We start from the raw sequence: 19,885 nt of genomic DNA on the forward strand, positions 1-19,885 counted from the left end.
TTCAGTGTACGGGCTGTCAGTTACGGGCAGGAGTTCCCACTGGGGCACCCAGCGTGTGCAGAAAAAAACCGGTCAGGTCGGTGTTGAGTCTGTGATGTATGGCTTCGCGGTCAACGTCGTCATCATCAACGCACATGGTGTCGTCCAGCTGTTCCAGACGGGGAGGACAGGGGGCGCGCAGTGAAAAGCTGTCTGCGTCTTCCAGCACCGAATACAGCGGAGGCACACGCATGTGTTCGCGCAGTGCGGCGGCATGACCGGCGTTTATGCCGTCGTTTTCGGCGCTGATGATCCTGACGGGGATGCTGATGGCTGCCAGCTGCTCTTTGCCGAAAAGAAAGGCATAGCCCGGAGCGACCAGTGCGGCAGCCCGTATATGCGGCACCTGTATCTGTCGCGCCAACAGGGGGGGCAGTTCCTGCTGCAGACGCGAAAGCCTGCGGGCAGCCCAGCGGGAGCAATAGGGCGAAGGCGCGCGCAGTCCCGCGCAGTAGCCTTGGTAGCCGGCAGGGTCAGGTATGCCCCCGGCCATGATAAGCACCGCCGCAGCGCCGGTATCAAATCCTATGGCGCCTATGCGTCTGCTGCCGATCACTGCCCCGAGGTCTTTTTCCTTGCGTACAAAATCCAGCGAGGTGGTCAGCTCTGCCAGCCTGTCCGAAATATGCCGCGCTGTGAACAGTACGCGTGTGTCATGCTGGTTGTCGTGTCTGTGGGTGGGGGCTATGACCACAAATCCCTTTTGTGCCAGCGCCCGGGCGGTGTCGTGGTGCGCCAGCGCACTGCCCGCCATGATGTGGGAAAGCAGAATGGTGGGAAAACGTCCGGCCTCCGGCACGCCGTCACGGGCAACCTGCAGCGTCCGCTCGCCTACCTTGGCGCTGCGCTCGGTCGATGTGCTGGGGTACCAGACTCCGACCTCGATGCGTTCGCCTGATTCGGCATCCCACGCGGAAAGCAGCTTGAAGCCGACCTGCATGACCGGCATGGATGAACCGGCGGCCAGTACCGGATGCGGCAGCAGGCAGCACAACAGCAGACATGCCGCAGCGGCGGCAGCCGGTCGGGGGCAGAATGACCGGCGTCCGCAAAGGCTGCGGAGGGGCGGAAAGGAAAGGAAAAACATGGGCATGAACAAGTGTCCCCGGATTATGGGTTCTGCGCTGCAGGTATGTTCCGCACGGCGCAGGTGCTGTGTACATCACCACGCGGGCCGCGCGCAAGACAATGAAGTCTGCCCCCGTGTTGCCGGCGGGCAGGTGTAAACGGCAGATGAATGCAGACATAGTCGTCATGTATCTTGTGCATGACCGGCTGAATGGGCTATGAAGGCTCAATGCACGTACCGGCCGTTCCGTGGCGGCGGGCTGTGCTGTGCAGCATTATACCATTGAAGGAGTCTACTTATGGATTACGCCAGACTGATGGAAGAGTACGGCGACATGATTATTGTATGGTTGGCGCGTAACGGGACAAATCTGCTCGTGGCGCTGGTTATCGCGTTTGCCGGTGCATGGTTGAGCGGCAGGGTGGCCAATCTTGTGCGCAAGGGCATGGAACTGCGGGGTATAGACAGGCTGCTCACCGGATTTATCCGCAATGTGATTTATTATGTGCTGCTTGTGGCGGTGCTTATCGCGGCGGCGGGCCAGCTGGGTATAGACACCACATCCTTCCTTGCTCTGCTGGGTTCCATGGGTCTTGCTGTCGGTCTTGCCATCAAGGACAATCTGGCCAACTTTTCCAGCGGAATCATGCTTATTCTGTTCAGACCGTTCACGTTGGGAGACTATGTGACCGTGGCCGGCGTTTCGGGCACCGTGGACAAGCTGAGCCTGTCCACCACGCTGCTGCTGACCCCCGACAATCAGCGCATCATCGTGCCCAACAGCAAAATCATGAGCGATGTCATAGTGAACGTGACGGGCAACCCCACCCGCCGTATGGACCTGACCTTCGGTGTGGGCTACGGCGATGATCTGGCGCTGGCCAAAAAGGTTATCGAAGACGTTGTCAGGGCGCAGCCCGAACTGCTGACCGAACCGCCGTGCACCATTGCCGTTGCCGAACTGGGGGACAGCTCTGTGAATCTGGTGGTAAGGCCCTGGGTTGCCACCGCCGATTACTGGACAGTGCGCTTCCGTCTTATCGAAGAAGTGAAAAAAGCGCTTGATGCCAATGGGATCAGCATCCCTTATCCGCAGCGCGATGTGCATATTGTTCAGGCAGCTGATCAGGCTGCGGGCCACGGGGTCTAGCCGCGTCGGTTTGTAAAAAAAATGAAAAGCACGACCCGCTGCGCAGTGGCGGGCCGTGCTTTTTGAAAGAGAAAAAGCTGTTCAGGGTTCGCAGAGCCGGGCTTCCTGTGCTCAGCCGTACCAGTTTTCGATAAGATTCAGAAGCTTGTCTTCGCGGATGTGGCCGCCTGCGATCATCCGGGGATGTTTGGCGCATCCTCTGCACAGCCAGCGGCCGTTGACCATGCGCAGTTCCCGCATTCTGGTGTTGCCGGTGGCTTCGGCGTATCTGCCGCATACCTCGCAGCCGTTGCGGGGCTGCACCGCTGTGTTTTCCATAGGCCGCCTCCTGCGTGTTCCGCCGTTACCGGCGGTTGTGCGCCGCTGCTGTTGGCGCGGTGCGTCCGAGGGCTGATTCCCTTATTATGACCATAGCCGCGCCGCACGACGGGGCGATATTATTTTTGTGCGGACCGGCGCTGCGGTTATGCGATGCTTTCCATGACCGCTTCCGTTCTGTTCCAGAAACCTCGGTATTCCTTTTCTGCCTGCTGCTGTGCGTTTCTGCGCAGTTCGTCCAGTGTTTCATAATGCGCGGTAAGATATGCAAAGCACTGGGGGTCCAGATGACCTTCGCTTACCATGCGCCGCATTATGCTGATGACGTCATTTTTGGGCAGTCCCTTGCGGTAGGGTCTGTTTTCTGCCAGCGCGGTAAAGACATCACATACTGCAAGCACACGTGATGCCATGGGAAAAGCATCCGGTTCGGGATGAAACGGATACCCCTTGCCGTTGAGCTTTTCCTGATGCATTCCGGCAATCATGGCTATCCGGGCAAGGCCGGCAGCCTCGCTGAGCAGCGAGTATGTGTAAAAGGGATGGCTGTTCATGATGGCGCGCTCGGTTTCATCGAGCGGGCCTTTTTTTTCAAGTATTTCATTGGGTACTATCAGTTTGCCGAGATCGTGCAGATGCCCTGCCACAATGAGCGTAAGATCATCCTGCAGTCCTGCCATCGTGCCCATGGCGGCGCAGGTGGCGGCCACTCCCTGCGAGTGGGTTGCCGTAAAGCGTGACTTGTAGTCGATGGCCAGCGTGAGCATGCGCGTAAAGTCCAGCAGCTCTTCACGGCTCAGCGTACGGGTGTCTTCCTGTTTTTCCATACCTCGCCTGTCTCCGTGCACCCCCCGCAGCCAGAAGCTTTCTCTGTAGGCCGCTTCGCAGAAGGCTTCGACCACATGAGGATGAAACAGCGTTCCTTTGCCGTCTGTTATGGCTTCGGTTATGGCTTTGCGCTGCTGCAGAATGCTGAACCGGTCGTCTGTGAGAATATCGATTCTGTCCGCCAGATGAATGATGAACGCTTCGTGCGGTACCGGGGTGCCGTCTTTGCCGTTGCCGGTCCGGCGGTCGTAGTGGGTGTGATGATGCAGCACGGCGGGGGCCAGCGTGCCGAAAAGACTGCTCCGTCCCAGCAGCAGGTATCCCACAGCGCAGTGCTTTTGCGGAGAGAGCACGTCAAACTGGTGCAGGTCGTTTTTTTCCTGAATGGACAGGGCAAAGCAGCCTATGTCGTGCAGTTTTGCGGCATGGTCGATGTGGCGCAGCTGTTGCGGCGTATAGTCCATGACTTCGGCTATCATGCGTGAAAACATGGCCACGCGTCTGCCGTGACCGGCCACCACCGGCGCAATCAGGTCCTGCGCTCCCAGCAGCACTTCCATAAGTTCGCTGTGTGTTGTCGTGACCATATGTTCTCCCGGAGGGTAAAGGCAGGTGATTATGGCTCCTGTCTGTTAGCGGATATTTATCGGAGTACCTTTGGTGAAATATTAGAATCTATTATTAACAAAAAACCCGCAGGGCAAGCTGCGGGTTTTCGGACGTCTGACGGAGAGTCTGTAGTCTGTCTAAGGCTGGAATTCACGCATGAACCGGCGGTCTATCCAGTCTTTGATGACAAAAGCCAGTCTGCCGCCGAAGGATACTCCCGACTTGTGCAGTACGCCCGTACCGCCGCCGGTATTGAAAATCAGCAGATAGTCTCCGCCCGGGTCAAAAGGCTGCAGTTCTCCGCCTTCCAGCCGTGCCAGCAGGTTGTGGTACAGCACGGGGTTTTCGCGCACGGCATACACGCCCACCTTGTCCAGCGGGCGTTCTTTGAACCAGATGCAGTCGCCGCCGCCGAACAGGTCGGGGTGTTCGTCGCATTGCAGAAAACGGTTTACCGCCAGACCACCGTCGTCACCTGCGGGCAGCCCCGATGCGGTGATAAGGGCAGAGGGTTTGACCCCCATGGCCACAAAGATGATATCTTCGGCAAAAGTTCTGCCGTCTTCAAGGGTTACTTTGCCCGTGGCAATGCCAGAAGCATAGCTGCCTTCGAGTATTTCCACATTATGTCTGTGCATCTGGCGCAGACACAGTGAGCGGACGCGGGGCGTGAGCCCGCGCAGAAAACGTTTTCCGGCATACAGCCGGACGGATGCGCCCTTGCCCCCGGATTCGCGGGCGCAGGCGGCAGCGTTTCCGGCCACTTCCAGCGCTGCGGGACCGCCGCCCACCACGCCTATGCGTACCGTGTCCTTTGCTGCCAGCTCCAGAATGCGGTTGCGTCCGGCCAGCAGGTTTTCGATGGGCTTGACGGTATAGACGTCTGCAGCGTCTTGCTGAACTATGGAAACGGGAACAGATGAGCCGGTGTTGAACGAACAGACATCGTATGCCACCTCAAGGCCGCTTTGCAGCGTAACTGTTTTGGCAGCGGCATCAACGCGCACGGCTTTGTCACGGATGAATTCGCCGCCGCGCGATTCGATCATCTGTTCGACGGGAAAGCTGATGTCCTCCGGCGTATAGGCACCACCAAGCATGCCGGGACCCATGCCCGAATAATAATGTCTGCTCAGCGGGCCGACCGCCGTCACTGTGTGTCCTCTGGCAATTATTTCGGGCAGGTGCGCCATGACGGTCATGTGCGCATGACCTGCTCCCAGCAGCAGCAGTCTAGCCATGGTTCTGATCCTCCAGCAGCGAATCGAGCAGCCTGCCCACCTGCTGCATGTGGCTTTTTTCTTCCTGCACCATGTCTTCCAGAAAAGCGGCCGTTCCGGCATCTGCCGCGCTGCGCGCGGCACGCGCGTACAGGTCCATGGCCTGCGCTTCCATCATCATGGCAAAACCGGCTATGTGGGCCGGGTCTGCAGGGTCTATGCCGCTGCGCTGCATATACTCTTCCGTGGTCATGCCGCCTTCGACCACCTGCGCCGCTTTTTTTTCCAGTTCCGCGTCGCTTCCGGCCAGTGCGGCGTAGCGGTTTTCTATTTTTGCCTTGTGCCCCACCTCAAATCTGGCCAGCCTGTCATACATGGCCGCGGTGGTTTCCCTGCCTGCTTCGCGGGCCCGCGCCGCCATGTCACGGTAAAATTCTTCCAGCGCGGCTTCCATGCCCCATGCGACTTCCAGAGCCCTGCGCACGTCTATGTCGTCGGGAAACAGCTCAAGTCCCTGCGTGTAGTCGCCGGTGCTGGTCCAGCCGGAGCCCTGCTGCATTGATTCCCAGTCCTTGAAGCCTCCGGCCATGTTGATGACATGTTTAAATCCCTTGCCGGCCAGCATCTGTGCGGCCACACGGCTGCGTCCGCCGATGGCGCAGTATACCAGCGTCGGGCCGTCTCTTTCCAGTTCGTCCAGCCTGTCGGAAAGCTCACCCATGGGAACAAGCCGCGCTCCGGGCAGATGTCCCTGCCGGTATTCACCCGGCTGCCGCACATCAAGCACCGTGACATCGGAAGGGTTTTTTCCGGTCAGAAATTCCGCGGCTTCTTTTACGGAGTATGATTTTACGGGCGTGAAGAACTGCTTCCACAACATGAGAGAAACCTCCGGTATGAGACAGATAGGAGTATCTGGCTGGGCATTGATGCGCGCCCGATACCGGACGGCGCCGGAAAAGCGGATGCCGTCGCGGTGCCGGGCGCGCGGAATGTTCATGTGGCGTCCTGTGCCGTCATGGCGGCCAGTGATGCCTTGTGCTACAGCTTTTTGTGGCAGAACCACCAGTCGTAGCATTCGTGGCCTTCTGTAAGGCGCTTCTGTGCTTCCTGCACGCTTTTGGGCGGCGGTACAATAACGTGATCGCGGACTATTTCATTTTCGGGCCATCCTGCCGGAATGGCGACGGACTGTGCGTCGGAAACCTGCATGCCTTTCACCGCACGCAGAATTTCATCCATGTTTCTGCCCAGTTCCTGCGGGTAATAAAAGATTATTCTGACAATGCCCTTGTCGTCCACTATGAAGACGGCGCGCACGGTATTGGTCCCCTTGCCGGGGTGAATCATGCCGAGGCGCGAGGCAACCTGTCCCATATCATCGGCGATGATGGGAAACTCAATTTCCACGCCGATTTTTTCCTTGATCCAGTCAACCCATTTGATGTGCGAGAAAACCTGATCAATGGAAAGGCCCACGAGTTCGCAATTCAGTTTGCGGAATTCATCGTACCGTTTCTGAAACGCCACGAATTCGGTGGTGCATACGGGAGTATAGTCTGCCGGATGGCTGAAAAGCACAAACCATTTGCCTTTCAGATCGCCGGGCAGCGTCATGGGACCTCTTGTGGTGGTGACGTGCATTTCGGGCAGTGCGTCGCCGATAAGCACGAATTTGCCTTCTTCCATGGTTGTGTCCTCCAGGGATGAAAGTAGAGGTTTGCGAGTGCTGACCACACTAGCACAAATTAGCCGCGTTGGAACCCCCGTGAAGCCCTTTTCGGTAAAAAAATGGTAAAAATTATGATTAACGTTTTCAGCCGAGGGACGGATCTGCCGGTGAATGCATTGTGCGGCAAGGCCGGCTGTATTACTGTGGCTGCCGCGTGTCTGCGGGCATGTTTCAGCCAGATGATAACGGTGTATACAAGAGGAATATATATGAAGATAATTTCAAAGCGCCTGTGCAGAAAGGTGCTGCTGGCGGCAGTGCTGACACTGATATTTGCTCACGGGACAGCACGCGCTGCTGCCGCCCGCCCGTCAGCCGATGAAAGCGCCGCGCTGCGCAGCATGGCAGGGCAACTGCTGCTTGTGGGATTCAGGGGAGAATCCCTGTCCGGCGCCGATTCAGTAGTGCGCGATGTCACCCACTATAATCTGGGCGGAGTCATTCTGTTTGACCGTGACGTCGCACTGGGCAGCGACCGGCGCAATATCCGGTCTGTCCGGCAACTGGCGGCACTGACAGCTGCTTTGCAGAAGGCGGCACAGACGCCGCTTTTTGTGGCGGTTGATCAGGAAGGAGGCAGGGTTGCCCGTCTGTCGCCCCGTCATGGTTTTGCGGCATTGCCTTCGGCGCAGGAAACGGGTGCGGCAGGCACTTCGGCCGCTTCTGCGGATGCCGGAAGCCGTGCGGGAGCCATGTTGCATGATGTCGGAGTGAATCTGAATTTTGCGCCTGTGGTCGATGTTAACGTGCGGCCCGACAACCCTGTCATCGGCAGGGCGGGACGCAGCTTTTCGGCTGATTCTGAAGCCGTGGCACGGCATGCGCAGGCTTTCTTGCAGGGTATGGCGTCTCATGGGGTGCTGGGCTGTGTTAAGCATTTTCCCGGTCACGGCAGCTCGGCCGCTGATTCACATCTGGGGGTGGCGGATATAAGCGCCTCGTGGAACGAAAACGAGCTTGTGCCGTACCGGCGTCTGCTGGACGGCGGTCATGTGCAGATGATCATGACAGGCCATCTTTTCAACAGCCGGCTGGATCCCGATCATCCCGCCACGCTGTCCCGTGCCGTGATCACCGGGCTGCTGCGCGGCAGACTGGGGTTCGGGGGAGTGGTGGTTTCCGATGACATGCAGATGAAAGCCATAACGGACCGTTACGGGCTGGAACAGGCCGTGGCGCTGGCACTGAATGCCGGAGTCGATATTCTGCTGTTCGGCAACAATCTGACCTACGATGCCGATATAGTGCCTGAAGTAGTCGATATGATTGAGTCGCTGGTGGAGCGGGGAGTGGTTCCGCGCAGTCGTATAGAGGAATCCTTTGCCCGTGTGCTCCGGCTCAAGGAAAGCGCCGGTCTGTTGCCCGCACGGGTGCGCACGGTGCAGGAGACCGCCGGAAATTTTTGAGCAGTCAGGAACGTGCGGCGGAAAAGCGCGGCTGTTCCGTGAACAGTTTTTCCATTTGTGCGGCGGGCAGCGGCGGGGCAAATAAGAACCCCTGACCGGCGGCGTACCCCAGCCCCAGCAGAAACGAACGCTGGAATTCGGTTTCCACTCCTCCGGAAAGAGCCGGAATGTCGAGAGAACCGGCCACGCCTGCCGCGGAGCGGAGCAACGCGGCAGCCGGAGCGCCCGGCAGTGCGGATGCTATGGTATGGTCGATTTTCAGGGCTGCAAAGCCAAGATCGTGCAGATGGGCCGTTGCCGAATACCCCGTACCGAAATTGCCCAGTGCGGGCCGGACCCCCATGTGCTTCAGGCTGTCGAGCGTGCCCAGCGCCTTACGGTAGTCATGCAGATACACCGCTTCTTCCATGTCGAGCGTCAGCAGCCCGGCAGGCAGCCCCGAATCCTTCAGGGCTGCTTCCACATGGGCCAGAAAGTCGTGGCGGTGAAAAAATGCAGGTGAGATGTTGACCGCAATGGCTGCCGGCATGCCCAGCGTGTGCCAGCGGGCTGCGTCGCGGCATGCCTGCTGCAGTATGGTCAGGTCTATGTTCCAGATGATGCCGCTCCGCTCTGCACTGCGTTTGAATCCGGCGGGCGGCGATTCGTGTCCGTTCTGCAGCACTTGGCGTGCCAGCGCTTCCGCACCGGTGATGGTGCCGCTGCGCAGGTCCACAACCGGCTGATAACGGGCCAGAAATTCACCGTTTTCCAGCGCTGTCCGCAGGGTGCCGGTCTTTCCGGCATCATACTGGCGCAGGGTGTCCAGTGATTTGTGGTACAGGCAGAACTGCCCGTCAGCCTGAAACCGGCTGTGGCACATGGCCATGTCCGCCCTGCGGATAAGTTCTTCCAGCGTGTCTCCGTGCTCCGGATACAGGGCAAAGCCGAAGCTCAGCTGCAGGGTGTATTCCGTACCGCCTGTCATGAACGGCGTTTCAAAAGCCTCGTGCAGTTTTTCGGCCAGTGTTTTCATGGCATCTGCCGTGCAGGGGGCAGCCATGACTATGAGAAAATCGTCTCCTCCGTACCGTATCAGCGTATGGTCCGCTGCTCTGGCTTTGTCCATGCGCTGCGCGGCCTGCAGCAGTACGGCATCGCCTGCCGCCAGACCGGCGGCGTTGTTGGCCACGTCCAGCCCCTGAATGTTGATAAGACACAGCCCCGCAGACTGTTCCGGAGCGGCTTCGCCGGCCATTTTCTCCAGCCCGGCTGAATAGAGGTACTGCCTGTTGGGCAGGCCGGTCAGGTGGTCGGTATAGGCCTGTCGCATCCTTTCTTCTTCATAATGCTGCCGTGCCGTCAGGTCTTCGTATACGATGGTCCGCGGAGCCGCATCTGCCGTCATGCGCATCAGTACAAAGTGCACCGTGTCCGAAGCATCGACCATGCGCAGTTTCAGTTCTGCAACGGCATCGCCCGATACGCCCGATGCGCTCCGGTCCAGTCCCGCCAGCAAAGGCAGGTCTTCGGGATGGATGAATCTGGACAGCGGTGTGATTTCGTTCTGCACGCTGTGTCCTGCGCCGGTCATCCGCCAGAACGCCTTGTTGGCCTGAATAATGGAAAGGCCCGAATCCATGATGGTTACCGGCGCGGGCAACCCTGCAAAGGCTGCGGAAAGCCTTTGCGCTTCGTTGCGGTGCGAAAGCCATTTACGCTCCAGATCGGTGATGTCCATGAAGGCTTCCATAAAAAAGTCGTTTCTGCCGTCATTTATGTGCGCGGTGGATTTCAGGGCTGTGATTTCCGTCCTGTCGGCTCTGCGCATGGTTCTGATGACGTGATGCTGCGGGTTGACCGTGTCGAGCATGGGGCATGGTTCGTCGGTGGCCAGACAGACGACTGAACTGCAGTCTCTGCCCAGCAGACCGTCCTCCGTAAATCCGAGCATCTCCTGTGCGGCCCTGTTAAGCGATACGATGGCCCGTGTTTTCGGGTCTATCACCATAAGCCCCACAGGAAGCGAATCCATAATGCGGGCTGTATCACGCTCGTTGCGCAGGGCGGTATCCGTGGCTGCCGAAAGCAGCATTTCCAGTTCATCCAGTTCACTGCCGGACGGCCTGACGGCGGCATGCACGCCGCTGCCGGAAGCCCGGACGGCGGAGACAAAACTGCTGATGCGTTTTAACACGCGTCTGTCCAGCAGTATAAATCCGGCCATGAACGCTGCCAGAGCAACGGGAACGGTGAGCAGAAGATTTTCTGCAAGAATCTGACGGATTATATGTGTCAGTGAATTAACGCGCACGCCGGTGACGGCGACAGGCAGACCGTCCTTGAGTTCCGGCAGCACTGTTCCGGCGTAAGTATCGCCTTCATAAATCGTGACCACCGGCGGGGCGGCACTGCCCAGCCGCCGGATGGCGGCAAGGTCAACCAGCGGGGCGGGCAGGGCGGTCGCGGTGTTTTCGTGCAACTGCAGCCGCAGTCCGCTTCGTGCGGAAAGCTGCTGTATGTACGGTTCGTCAATTTTGCGTAGCAGCGCCAGCCAGCCGGCGGCGGGGCCTTCCATGCGTGCCGTCAGCACAGGAACAGCCGCCAGCATGTGCAGTTCGCCGTGTATTCGCGCCAGCCCGCGGGTACCGGACTGCGGCGATGCTCTGTGAATGCGCGGCACCAGTGTTTCCAGATAGGCACGCAGCGGGGCGGGCAGCCGGGTGTCCGGCTGTACCCCTGCGTCCCTGCGGGCAAAAACCGTTCTGCCGAACAGAAAGCGGCCTTCCTGATCAAGCAGTACAATGGCTTGAAAGTCCGTATAGGGCCGTTCCACAATGGCGGCAGGCAGTTCCGCCGTGCCGGAGTTTCCGCCGTAGAGCAGATTGTACAACCTGTTGCTCCATGCCAGCAGCTGCGCCTGTTCACCGAGGTGCCGCAGACTGTCTTCCATTATCAGCACGGTGTCCTTCAGGGCGGCGGCAGCGGTTTGTTTTTCCTGTTCTTCGGCAAAGCTGTTTGTACCCCACAGGGCCACCAGCGTTGACACGCCGGCAAATACCGCGCTCAGCAGCAGGGTGCCCAGCAGGGCGGCAAACCGTATACTATGACGAAATTGTGGCATGTTGTTCCCGCAGGGCTGGTTGGCAGGGCTAGGAATACCTTAGTCTATATGAAGAGCATCGGGTATGGCTTCTGCCTGCGCCATTATATTGTCTGCCGCATCGGAGGCGGCAGTCAGCATGGTAAGTACCGCGTCGCCGTATCCGGTACCCTGACGCACTGCCCCCGGCAGCGTGGCAACCGGCACAAAGCCCAGCCTGCGGATAAAACGCAGGGCCCGCCGGTTGCGGCAGGGGGTAAGCCCCATCAGTGCGTCAAGCGGCGCGGTGCCGGGCGTTGTGCCTGAGTCTGCATACGGGGTTTCGCATGCAGTGTGCCGCCGGCGGCCCAGCAGAAATCCGCACACCTGTCTGCCTATGTGCTCCGCATGACGCAGCCCGCCGTACAGAACGGCAAAGTGGATCATGGCCGTGCGGCCCGAGAATGCATTCAGCCAGAAGAATGCCGCCGCACGCTTTTGTGCGGTGCAGTGTTCCGCGTCCGATGGCCCGTATACGCCGTAAAACCAGACCGCAGGCGACGTGGCCATACTGATGAAATCCTGCGCCGAGCGTATGTAGCCGTCGTGAAACACGGTACGGGTAAGCCGCATTTTTTCCAGTTCGCGCCACATGCCCCGCAGCTGACGGCATTGCAGCCGCACAGCTTCCGGCGGGGACGGTCTGCCTGTCTGCGGTGCCACCAGCAACCGGAAATCCGGAGCGCTGTGCACGGCGTTGCTGCGGTTTTTGTCCATGTGTTTTGCGGCGGTCATGTCCATAGCGGGTACTCCATGTTGGCTGTGCTTTCGTACTGTGCATTGCTGTCCACCGCGGGGTGCGCCCCCAGCGCGCTGTCGGTTATGCGGGCCAGACAGTCCAGCATGTCGTCGTGGCCGCATACGGGAAAAGCCAGATATTCTTCCGTCACCAGTTCGCGGCTCAGGTCGCGCTGACGTCCCTCGCTGTCGGTGAAGGGACATACGCGCGGCAGATAGACTCTTCCGCCTTCAAAAAGCGGCACAAGCCTGCGGATACGGTCGGCTTTTGCCAGTCTGCCTGCCAGCGGCGTGATGTCGAACCGGTGGTTGCGGCGGTCCATCTCGGTGTGCATATATTCTATGTCGGCCTGCATGCCGTATTGTTCGTACCCTACTGCCAGCGGCCGGTAGGTGCGGTGCAGGCGGAAGAGTGCGCCCGCCCTGCCCGTAAGATTCAGCCGGTCACGTATGCCGTCTATCAGGTAATAGTTGCCGTCCGCCCCCAGCCCGACAACCAGCATCACCGTCCAGTCGGCCTGTTCCTTGCGGCTTGCGGCGGGGTCCACCAGAATATACCGGTTCATGGCCTGCCAGCTTGCCGCCCCGGGCTGCCACCAGCGCAGCCATTCTTCCCTGAATCCCTGCATTCTGTCGGCGACGGGGTTTTGCAGCATCTGGCAGCCGAAAACAAAAGGCCCCATGTGTCTGCGTTTGTCTGCCAGTTCATTCTGCGGCAGAAATACAGAAGGGCCGTCAGGCGTGCCGTCTGCCGTGGCAGCATGGATATGCGGCTCGGCTGCCTTTCTGTCCATCATGGTTTTGTATGTGTCGTTGTAATGATAGCGGGTGCCTATGGTGCGGCATGCGCCGCCCCGCGCACCCAGATTAAGAGAGAGCGCCCAGCATTCCGTGACCTTGGCAATCATTTCCGGCGAGGTGACAGACTCGCGCGTCACCACATCGTCGTATACCAGCAGGCGGAAGTGCTTGCCCGTAGGCTGTCCGTCCACCAGTCCCCAGGCTTCCACGGTGGCTTCTTTCGGGTTGGTGCTGCGGCGCACCACCAGACCTCCGTCCAGCGACCAGCGCGGAGACTGCCTTTTGGGGTCGCTGTACAGCACATCGGGATACAGGGTTTTCAGCGCGTGGTTCTGTTCGAACTCATGTTTGATCTGTGCCAGAAATCCTTTTGCCACAGGGCGGGAATGCGAAAATATTCCGATGGTTATTTCCGGATCGTTAAGGATGTCTCTGATGCTCTGCCCGAACGTGATGATGGTGCTTTTGTAGTGTTCGCGCGCCCACAGGTCGAGCATTCCGTCCGGCTGCCGCTGCACTTCGGCACAACGGGCAAAGCACCAGTCGTTGAACATCTCCTCTCTGCCCAGAAGCCGCGTGAGCAGAAAAAAAAGATCGCGTCTGCCCAGCTGGGCAACGGCTTCGCGGGCGGCGCCTGCGCTGCAGCTGCGGGCACGGGCAATGATGTCTGCCCAGCCTTGCGCGGCCTCTTCTTTTGATGAATAGGGCATCCTTCCTTCCTTTGTGTATGTTGCATGGCCCCTGCAATTACAGCACGGGCGCGGCAGCGGCAGACGGGGGCTGCGTTGCGGCGTTGTTGCGGCATTATACCGGAGGGCAGGCGGGGGACTTGACCGGTCATGGACAGGTGCGGGGCATTATAATTACGGCCCGGCCTGCGCGGATATGTTGACAGATGGTGCAAAATGAATGATTCCGTTTGACTGAGGCTCCGCTATATCGATTATGCACTGAGAATCGCCGGATGCTTCCGGTTGCGCAGTCGCGCCTGCGCAGACAGCGGCGGTTGTGCGGGTTGTGCGGTGTCGATGGTTTTCCGGGCGGGATGCTGTGACCGTGTTCCGTCCGGTTTTTCTGAAAAATCGCTGTATGCGGAAAATAAAGCCTGATCTGGAGACTGAGTATGGAACGTTTGACGCGCAAAGAATATCCGGCCGGTGAACATGCCGGACAGCCCGAAGGCGGAACGGCGGAAAGAAGCGCCGCGGAAGCTGCCGGAGTCTGGAACGGTCCGTGCCCCTCATTTATCTGTCAGGCAGAAGCAGACGCTCAGGACGACACAGAGGTGCAATCCGCAGCTGCCGATAACGGTTATTTTCCACTCAGCGTGTTTCTTTCTGATAAACCCCGCCTGCCTTCCGTGCTTTGCCAGCCCGTTACCGCCGCAGGCCGCGGAACAGCGGAAGAAGGCTGCGGCGCCGTATCTGAGGGAACAGGGCCGGCGCGTCGTTTTCAGCGGTCGTAACTACGCAGCGGCGCAAACTGCGAACCGCCCCGGACGGGCAGGGCTTTGCAGGCGTGGCTGCGGCCCGGGGACGGGGGGCCGGTTTGAACGGCACGTTGCGGCTATGATGACCGGTTAAGCATAATTTTTTGGCACAGCATCAGAAACAGCGGGCCGCCCGTTGCTTCATCGCAAAGGGCGGCCCGCTGTTTTGCATACGGCAGAGCGCCCCGCCAGCGGGAGTTGGCGGGGCGCAAGGAGTGCGGCAAGCCGGACGGCTTTCCGTAATGTTGCCGGGACACGCCCTTTTTTCCGGGCTGTCGCGGACATATGGCTGGGGGAGACCATTTGTCCGGTATATTTCTTCATACCCGGAACAGGCAACAAAGCCATCATGCCCAGTGCTGCGGGCAAGGCCTATTATATTTAATTAGATTGCGGCAGCCATGGCGTAACAGTCTTGATTTAAGCGATATTTTTTGAGCGGTGCGCGCCGTTTGGGGCAGCTGCAGCAGGAGGCACGGCGCGGCACAGATCAGCGGGTGAAGTGCGGCGCGATATCCATCTGCTGCAGAGCCGCATCGCGGATGTGGCGATGTTCGCGCACCAGCTGAAAAACAATATAATAAGTTATTATATTGCGCACATAGCGTACAGGTTCCTGTCCGATGGTGGCAGCGACGCCTTTTTCCACGTTATTGCGCCATACATCGGGGTTCAGTTCCATCTGCGCTGTGGCTCGCCGCGCCTTGCGGATATTGCCGGGCCCCGCGTTGTATGCGGCGAACGAAAGCAGCATCCGGTCCAGATAGTTTATGCCTTCGGAATCGAAATAGGTGTCGCGCAGATGGGCGAGGTACTTCACTCCGGCATGGATGTTGTTTTCCGGTGTTGAAATATCGGTGATGCCCACAGGGCTGGCGGCAGCCGTAGCCGGCAGCAGCTGCATGATGCCCACAGCCCCCTTGTGACTGCGTGCCTGCTGGTTCAGGCGCGATTCCTGATACCCCTGCGCAGCCAGCAGCAGCGGGGCAAAATCGTACTGCTCGCCGTACTTTATGAACAGCGGCAGAGTGGCCTCCAGTCTGGCAAGTTCCTGCGAACGGCCGCCATCCGCCACATATGTGGTGCGGCTGAAGTATTTCTGCCGCAGCCATGCATAGTCGGTGGTGCGTCTGTACTGCCGTATGAATTCGTTGCACAGGGTGTTCAGCTGCGGCGTGTCACTGCGCAGCAGCCATGCGCGGGTGGCGTTCGTTGTCAGGGGGGCGTTGGCGTGTACCTGCAGGTCGGGCAGCACGCGCGCCCACAGCGCTGCTTTATCCGCTTCTGCCGCGGCAAAGGCTATGCTGCCGCCGCTCACCATGTCCAGCAGGTCTTCCTGCGTCAGTCCGCCTTCCACCGCCATGCCGCGCACAGGAATCCCCGTGGTTGTCATAGTGCGCGCTGTGGCGTCCAGAATTTGTGCGACAGCACTGTTTTTCAGCACATACACAGTTTTTCCGGAGAGCTCCGCAAGGGATTGCAGGGGGGGCACGGACTGCCGCGAGACCACCACAACCTGTGCGGTGCGCGACCACGGTCCGGCTGCGGTCACGTCGTCGGGCAGTGTTCCGGGCACAAGGCATTCGTAGCCGATCATATCCCCCTGTCCTTCGCGCAGCATGCGCAGCATATCGTCGGGGGCTGCCGGAATAAACAGCAGCGAGATGCGGCGTGTGCCGGTAAGTCCCAGCCGTTTGTTTAGCCAGCCGGCGAAAGCGGTGCCGGTGTCGTAGGCAAGGCCGCGCTGGGCGGCGCCGTCCAGAAAATAGTCTGTGCGGTTGTACGGCACCAGCATGCGCAGCACTTTGCGTCGTCTGATGGCGTCGATATCGCCGGTGAACGGTTTGAAAATACCCTGCTCAAGCAGGCGGCGCCGTAACTGGCGGCCGTTTTCCGTCTGTTGTCCGGGCAGCGGGGCGGCAGGTTCCGGCAGATGGCGTACTGCAAAAAAGACCAGAGCGGCCAGCAGGACGCAAACGGTGATGCCGGTAATGGCGTACAGCGCGCGGGTTTTCAGAGTACGGCTCCCGTGTTTGCGCGGCATGGCACCACAGGGTGCGGGCGGCGGCGCGAAAAAAACAGGTTGTGTGCGGTAAAGCTATCATGCGGCATTCATTGACACTTGTCCAGTCTCGTCCGCAGCGCCGCGCAGTCTGCTGTACAGGGGCTGTCCGCCGCCCCGCACCGTCTGCGGTCAAGGCAGCCCCTACAGTTCCGGCAGGGTTTTCATACCCCTCTGCAACCCCTCTGCAGCCGTTGCGGCGGTAAAGCACCGTATAGGGTGCCTTCATGCGTGGCGGCGCCGGTGCCGCCGGGCAGTCATCCCGCAACACAAAACACAGGGAGGTTCGTATGGGAGGAGGCGGAGGAATAGGCAAGGGAGCTTCCGTGCCGTCTGCGCCGCTGCCGCCGGAACCGCCGATGCCGGTGGAAACCGGTGATGCGCAACAGCAGCGGACCACGCGCGAGCAGGACAGGCGTGCCGCTCTTCAGGCACGCGGGGCCGGAGCGACATTGCTCACCGGAGCACTGGGTGACAGCTCACCGGCGGGTGTGCAGTCCAAAACACTGCTGGGACAATGACCATGAGCATAAGCACGCTGGAAGAAGCCCGCGGTGCAGCGGCGTACATCGAGTCGCAGCGGGGGGAGTGGGACAGCCGCTGGCGCGAAGTGGCCGATTATGTGACCGGCGCCGGATATGGCGGTGGATCATGGCAGGAGGGCACGGCCCGTCCGGAGGGACGCCGCGGACAGCGCATCATCGATGCCACGGCAACCCGTGCCCTGCGGGTGCTGGCGGCAGGGCTTCAGGGCGGGCTGACACCGCCTGCCAGACCGTGGTTCCGCCTGCGCCTTGCAGACAGGGGGCTTATGGAATCCGCCGAGGTGCGCCGCTGGCTGGATGACGTGGAAGCGGCGTTGTACGCGGCTCTTGCGGGGTCGAATTTTTATCAGAATTCGCATGCCCTGTTTACGGCACTGGCCGCGTACGGCAGCGCGGATATGTATATGGAGGCCGACCCGCAGCGGGTGATGCGTTTCTGCGTTGTGCCGCACGGCGATTTTGCATGGGCCTGCGATGCCGCGGGCAGAGTGGATACCGTGGTGCGGCGTTTCAGCATGACAGCGGCGCAGGCTGCGCAGAAATACGGCAGCGACAGGCTGTCACGCACCGTGCGCCGCCTTGCCGCGGTGCAGCCTTATGCGCCTGTGGCGCTGGTGCAGCTGGTCCGTCCGCGGGCCAGACGCGACCCGCGCAGGCAGGACAGCCTTAACAAACCGTACGAGTCGCTCACATGGGAGGCTCAGGAGCCTCGCCGGCTGCTGCATGTTTCCGGCTATGCGGAGTTTCCGCATCTGTGCGCCCGCTGGGAAGTCAACGGCGGACAGCTGTACGGGCATTCACCGGTCATGGATGTGCTGCCCGATGTCAAGATGCTGCAGGAAATGGCGCGCAGCCAGCTGCTGGCCGTGCACAAGGTGGTCAATCCGCCCATGCGTGTACCCACGGGCTTCAAGCAGCGGCTGAATCTGATTCCCGGTGCACAGAACTATGTAAATCCGGCCCAGCCTGACGCGCTTTCGCCGCTGTATCAGATCCGGCCGGACATTCAGGCCGTGACCTACAAGATAGAGGACGTGCGCCGCAGTATCCGCGAAGGGTTGTTCACAGAAATGTTTCTGCTTTTTGCCGGTGAGTCGCGATCCAATGTGACTGCCGCGGAAATAATGGAACGCAGTCAGGAAAAGCTGCTGCTTCTGGGGCCGGTGGTGGAGCGGCATCAGACCGACATCCTTGATCCGCTTATCGGCAGGGCGTTCGGCCTGCTGGCGCGGGCGGGCAGACTGCCGCCGGCACCGGATGTGCTGGCCGGCCGTGACCTGAAAGTGGAATACGTTTCCGCCCTTGCGCAGGCTCAGCGTCTGTCGGCGGCACAGGGGGTGCGGCAGCTGGCAGGAGACGTGTCGCGGTTTGCGGCCATGGCTCCCGAGGTGCTCGATAAAATCGATTTCGATCAGGCCGTGGATGAGCTGGCGTCCATTGCGGGTGCTCCGGCGGGTATTGTGCGCTCCGATGAAGATGTGCAGCTGCTGCGCAGGGAGCGTGCTCTGAAGCAGGCAGAACAGGCCGGTCGTGCACTGCTGGAAAGTGCGGGGCTGGAAGCCGGCAGAGAGGCCGGACGCAGGGCCGGAGCCAGAGCCGCGGCGGTCATGGAGAGACACTATGCATGAGGGAGGACACGCACAGGACGGGATGCTGGAAGGGCTGCTGGGCATGGATGAACAATGTCTGACGGACCTTATGGCCGATGAGTTTGCGCTGGCAAGAAAGGAGGCGGCCCGCAGCGAGGCGCGGATGCTGGCGTATCTTGACGATCTGGCCGCGGTGCTGCGCATGCCGTGCGGCAGCGGGCTGCGCGTTGTGCGTCACTGGCTGGATGCGGCGTGTGCCTCGCAGCGTATTTCCGGCACCGGTCAGGCACTGCCCGCTCTGGCGGCGCTGTTTGATTACGCCCGCGACCGTATGGCTGATGTGGCGCTGGCAGATCCGGCCAGCCATGTGCGTCTGCAGATTGAAGGGGCACGCAACTGGGCGGCGGCGCGTAACACAGGCCGGATAACCGGCAAAACAGAAGGGAACGGCGGGCATGGGCCCGTCTGCCCCGCACACGAAGGGGAAAAAGTATGAACAACTTGCCGGGCGCGGCGCACATGGCGCCGCAGGAACACGCTCCTGCTCAGGTGATGACGCAGGGCAAAGAGGGCGATGCCGCGGCAGGGGGCACCGTGCAGGCGCGTATTGTCACGGAGACTCCGGTGCACAGCGCCGCATCGCCTCAGGTGCAGCAAACCGGCGGAGCGCCGCAGACGCAGCAAGGCACGGCACAGGTACAGCGCACGGTGGAGGAATATGCCATCACCCTGCCGCAGGAAGTGCCTGTCAGCGGCGGGCTGCTGGATGAGTTCAAGGGGTTCTGCGCCGAGGCGGGGCTTTCTCCCGCTCAGGCACAGCGTGCAGCGGATTTTTATGTGTCGCGGCTCATGCGTGAAACGGCTCAGGGCCGTGCGGACTGCGAACATGTGCTGCGCAGCGAGGTGTTCGGGCAGAACTATGACGAGCGTCTTGCCGGTGCGCGCAGGGCGCTGGTCTCGCTGGACGGGCGTATGCGGGGCAGACTGACGCCTCTGGTGGAGTCTGGCTGGGGTAACCATCCGGCATTTGTGGAAATGATGGCCCATGTGGGCGAGATGCTGGGCGAGGACGCGGTGGGCGCAGCCATGCCCGCAGGTGGCGGAAGCGGCCCCATGAGCACCGAAGACTTTCTGCGCCGCGAAGTCTTCAGAACACGATAGGAGCGGAT

Annotated in this window: 17 protein-coding genes; 7 read left to right on the plus strand and 10 right to left on the minus strand. The window is 60.3% G+C overall.

From position 1 onward, the window contains the following. Positions 1–16 precede the first annotated feature (16 nt). Complete coding sequence (locus tag ACZ5D1_RS05680; RefSeq protein ID WP_464556191.1) at positions 17–1,132, minus strand: alpha/beta hydrolase family protein; 1,116 nt, start codon at positions 1,130–1,132, stop codon at positions 17–19. 274 nt (positions 1,133–1,406) lie between these two features. On the opposite strand from ACZ5D1_RS05680, the gene ACZ5D1_RS05685 reads away from it, so the two are divergent. Next, a complete protein-coding gene (locus ACZ5D1_RS05685) occupies positions 1,407–2,258 on the plus strand; it encodes a mechanosensitive ion channel family protein (RefSeq protein ID WP_011368410.1) in 852 nt (283 codons plus the stop codon). 111 nt (positions 2,259–2,369) lie between these two features. Here ACZ5D1_RS05685 and ACZ5D1_RS05690 read toward each other — a convergent pair whose 3' ends face one another. The 5 genes from ACZ5D1_RS05690 to ACZ5D1_RS05710 all read right to left on the minus strand — a co-directional run bounded on the left by ACZ5D1_RS05690 (position 2,370) and on the right by ACZ5D1_RS05710 (position 6,922). Beyond that, positions 2,370–2,576: a hypothetical protein gene (locus ACZ5D1_RS05690; protein WP_464556193.1), complete on the minus strand. Its 207-nt coding sequence runs from the start codon at positions 2,574–2,576 to the stop codon at positions 2,370–2,372. A 146-nt stretch (positions 2,577–2,722) separates the two neighbouring features. Continuing rightward, on the minus strand, positions 2,723–3,991 hold the full coding sequence (locus ACZ5D1_RS05695; RefSeq protein WP_464556195.1) for an HD domain-containing phosphohydrolase: 1,269 nt from the start codon (positions 3,989–3,991) through the stop codon (positions 2,723–2,725). Between the two features lie 159 nt (positions 3,992–4,150). Then, the gene (locus ACZ5D1_RS05700) at positions 4,151–5,254 is read right to left on the minus strand and encodes an NAD(P)/FAD-dependent oxidoreductase (RefSeq protein ID WP_027181302.1); all 1,104 of its coding nucleotides are present in this window, start codon (positions 5,252–5,254) and stop codon (positions 4,151–4,153) included. Beyond that, positions 5,247–6,233 carry a rhodanese-like domain-containing protein gene (locus tag ACZ5D1_RS05705; RefSeq protein WP_051363825.1) on the minus strand — a complete coding sequence of 329 codons (987 nt, stop codon included), beginning with the start codon at positions 6,231–6,233 and terminating at the stop codon, positions 5,247–5,249. Before ACZ5D1_RS05705 ends, ACZ5D1_RS05700 begins: the two co-directional genes overlap by 8 nt. 41 nt (positions 6,234–6,274) lie before the next feature. Then, the gene (locus tag ACZ5D1_RS05710) at positions 6,275–6,922 is read right to left on the minus strand and encodes a peroxiredoxin (protein ID WP_011368405.1); all 648 of its coding nucleotides are present in this window, start codon (positions 6,920–6,922) and stop codon (positions 6,275–6,277) included. A gap of 252 nt (positions 6,923–7,174) precedes the next feature. Between ACZ5D1_RS05710 and ACZ5D1_RS05715 the strand changes: the two genes are divergently transcribed. After that, on the plus strand, positions 7,175–8,371 hold the full coding sequence (locus ACZ5D1_RS05715; RefSeq protein ID WP_464556197.1) for a glycoside hydrolase family 3 protein: 1,197 nt from the start codon (positions 7,175–7,177) through the stop codon (positions 8,369–8,371). A 4-nt stretch (positions 8,372–8,375) separates the two neighbouring features. On the opposite strand, the gene ACZ5D1_RS05720 is transcribed toward ACZ5D1_RS05715, so the two are convergent. The 3 genes from ACZ5D1_RS05720 to ACZ5D1_RS05730 are packed head-to-tail and all read right to left on the minus strand — an operon-like array spanning position 8,376 to position 13,741. Further along, complete coding sequence (locus ACZ5D1_RS05720) at positions 8,376–11,474, minus strand: EAL domain-containing protein (RefSeq protein ID WP_464556198.1); 3,099 nt, start codon at positions 11,472–11,474, stop codon at positions 8,376–8,378. 39 nt (positions 11,475–11,513) lie between these two features. Continuing rightward, the gene (locus ACZ5D1_RS05725) at positions 11,514–12,233 is read right to left on the minus strand and encodes a hypothetical protein (RefSeq protein WP_464556200.1); all 720 of its coding nucleotides are present in this window, start codon (positions 12,231–12,233) and stop codon (positions 11,514–11,516) included. Further along, positions 12,224–13,741 (minus strand): hypothetical protein, encoded by a 1,518-nt coding sequence (locus ACZ5D1_RS05730; RefSeq protein ID WP_464556201.1) that lies wholly within the window; start codon positions 13,739–13,741, stop codon positions 12,224–12,226. Before ACZ5D1_RS05730 ends, ACZ5D1_RS05725 begins: the two co-directional genes overlap by 10 nt. Positions 13,742–14,154: 413 nt before the next feature. Here ACZ5D1_RS05730 and ACZ5D1_RS05735 point away from each other — a divergent pair, with 413 nt between their 5' ends. Beyond that, positions 14,155–14,496, plus strand: a complete 342-nt coding sequence (locus ACZ5D1_RS05735; protein WP_011368400.1) for a hypothetical protein — start codon at positions 14,155–14,157, stop codon at positions 14,494–14,496. Between the two features lie 514 nt (positions 14,497–15,010). On the opposite strand, the gene ACZ5D1_RS05740 is transcribed toward ACZ5D1_RS05735, so the two are convergent. Further along, a complete protein-coding gene (locus tag ACZ5D1_RS05740) occupies positions 15,011–16,564 on the minus strand; it encodes an MltF family protein (RefSeq protein ID WP_464556203.1) in 1,554 nt (517 codons plus the stop codon). A 308-nt stretch (positions 16,565–16,872) separates the two neighbouring features. Here ACZ5D1_RS05740 and ACZ5D1_RS05745 point away from each other — a divergent pair, with 308 nt between their 5' ends. Genes ACZ5D1_RS05745 through ACZ5D1_RS05760 form a run of 4 tightly spaced genes read left to right on the plus strand, consistent with a single transcriptional unit; the run spans position 16,873 to position 19,877 of the window. Next, on the plus strand, positions 16,873–17,103 hold the full coding sequence (locus ACZ5D1_RS05745; RefSeq protein ID WP_011368398.1) for a hypothetical protein: 231 nt from the start codon (positions 16,873–16,875) through the stop codon (positions 17,101–17,103). A gap of 2 nt (positions 17,104–17,105) precedes the next feature. After that, positions 17,106–18,755 (plus strand): portal protein, encoded by a 1,650-nt coding sequence (locus tag ACZ5D1_RS05750; protein WP_011368397.1) that lies wholly within the window; start codon positions 17,106–17,108, stop codon positions 18,753–18,755. After that, positions 18,748–19,212 (plus strand): hypothetical protein, encoded by a 465-nt coding sequence (locus tag ACZ5D1_RS05755; RefSeq protein WP_011368396.1) that lies wholly within the window; start codon positions 18,748–18,750, stop codon positions 19,210–19,212. The genes ACZ5D1_RS05750 and ACZ5D1_RS05755 overlap by 8 nt, the downstream gene beginning before the upstream one ends. Then, the gene (locus ACZ5D1_RS05760; RefSeq protein ID WP_011368395.1) at positions 19,209–19,877 is read left to right on the plus strand and encodes a hypothetical protein; all 669 of its coding nucleotides are present in this window, start codon (positions 19,209–19,211) and stop codon (positions 19,875–19,877) included. The genes ACZ5D1_RS05755 and ACZ5D1_RS05760 overlap by 4 nt, the downstream gene beginning before the upstream one ends. The last annotated feature ends 8 nt before the right edge of the window (positions 19,878–19,885 follow it).

The sequence above is a fragment of the Oleidesulfovibrio vietnamensis genome (genome assembly GCF_055388115.1).

Bases quoted from the DNA above. Each gene is read 5' to 3' on its own strand.
- ACZ5D1_RS05680 (WP_464556191.1), bottom strand. From the start codon at position 1,132: ATGCCCATGTTTTTCCTTTCCTTTCCGCCCCTCCGCAGCCTTTGCGGA.
- ACZ5D1_RS05735 (WP_011368400.1), top strand. From the start codon at position 14,155: ATGGAACGTTTGACGCGCAAAGAATATCCGGCCGGTGAACATGCCGGA.
- ACZ5D1_RS05730 (WP_464556201.1), bottom strand. From the start codon at position 13,741: ATGCCCTATTCATCAAAAGAAGAGGCCGCGCAAGGCTGGGCAGACATC.
- ACZ5D1_RS05715 (WP_464556197.1), top strand. From the start codon at position 7,175: ATGAAGATAATTTCAAAGCGCCTGTGCAGAAAGGTGCTGCTGGCGGCA.
- ACZ5D1_RS05750 (WP_011368397.1), top strand. From the start codon at position 17,106: ATGAGCATAAGCACGCTGGAAGAAGCCCGCGGTGCAGCGGCGTACATC.
- ACZ5D1_RS05705 (WP_051363825.1), bottom strand. From the start codon at position 6,233: ATGAACATTCCGCGCGCCCGGCACCGCGACGGCATCCGCTTTTCCGGC.
- ACZ5D1_RS05710 (WP_011368405.1), bottom strand. From the start codon at position 6,922: ATGGAAGAAGGCAAATTCGTGCTTATCGGCGACGCACTGCCCGAAATG.
- ACZ5D1_RS05700 (WP_027181302.1), bottom strand. From the start codon at position 5,254: ATGGCTAGACTGCTGCTGCTGGGAGCAGGTCATGCGCACATGACCGTC.
- ACZ5D1_RS05685 (WP_011368410.1), top strand. From the start codon at position 1,407: ATGGATTACGCCAGACTGATGGAAGAGTACGGCGACATGATTATTGTA.
- ACZ5D1_RS05695 (WP_464556195.1), bottom strand. From the start codon at position 3,991: ATGGTCACGACAACACACAGCGAACTTATGGAAGTGCTGCTGGGAGCG.
- ACZ5D1_RS05720 (WP_464556198.1), bottom strand. From the start codon at position 11,474: ATGCCACAATTTCGTCATAGTATACGGTTTGCCGCCCTGCTGGGCACC.
- ACZ5D1_RS05745 (WP_011368398.1), top strand. From the start codon at position 16,873: ATGGGAGGAGGCGGAGGAATAGGCAAGGGAGCTTCCGTGCCGTCTGCG.
- ACZ5D1_RS05760 (WP_011368395.1), top strand. From the start codon at position 19,209: ATGAACAACTTGCCGGGCGCGGCGCACATGGCGCCGCAGGAACACGCT.
- ACZ5D1_RS05740 (WP_464556203.1), bottom strand. From the start codon at position 16,564: ATGCCGCGCAAACACGGGAGCCGTACTCTGAAAACCCGCGCGCTGTAC.
- ACZ5D1_RS05690 (WP_464556193.1), bottom strand. From the start codon at position 2,576: ATGGAAAACACAGCGGTGCAGCCCCGCAACGGCTGCGAGGTATGCGGC.
- ACZ5D1_RS05725 (WP_464556200.1), bottom strand. From the start codon at position 12,233: ATGGACATGACCGCCGCAAAACACATGGACAAAAACCGCAGCAACGCC.
- ACZ5D1_RS05755 (WP_011368396.1), top strand. From the start codon at position 18,748: ATGCATGAGGGAGGACACGCACAGGACGGGATGCTGGAAGGGCTGCTG.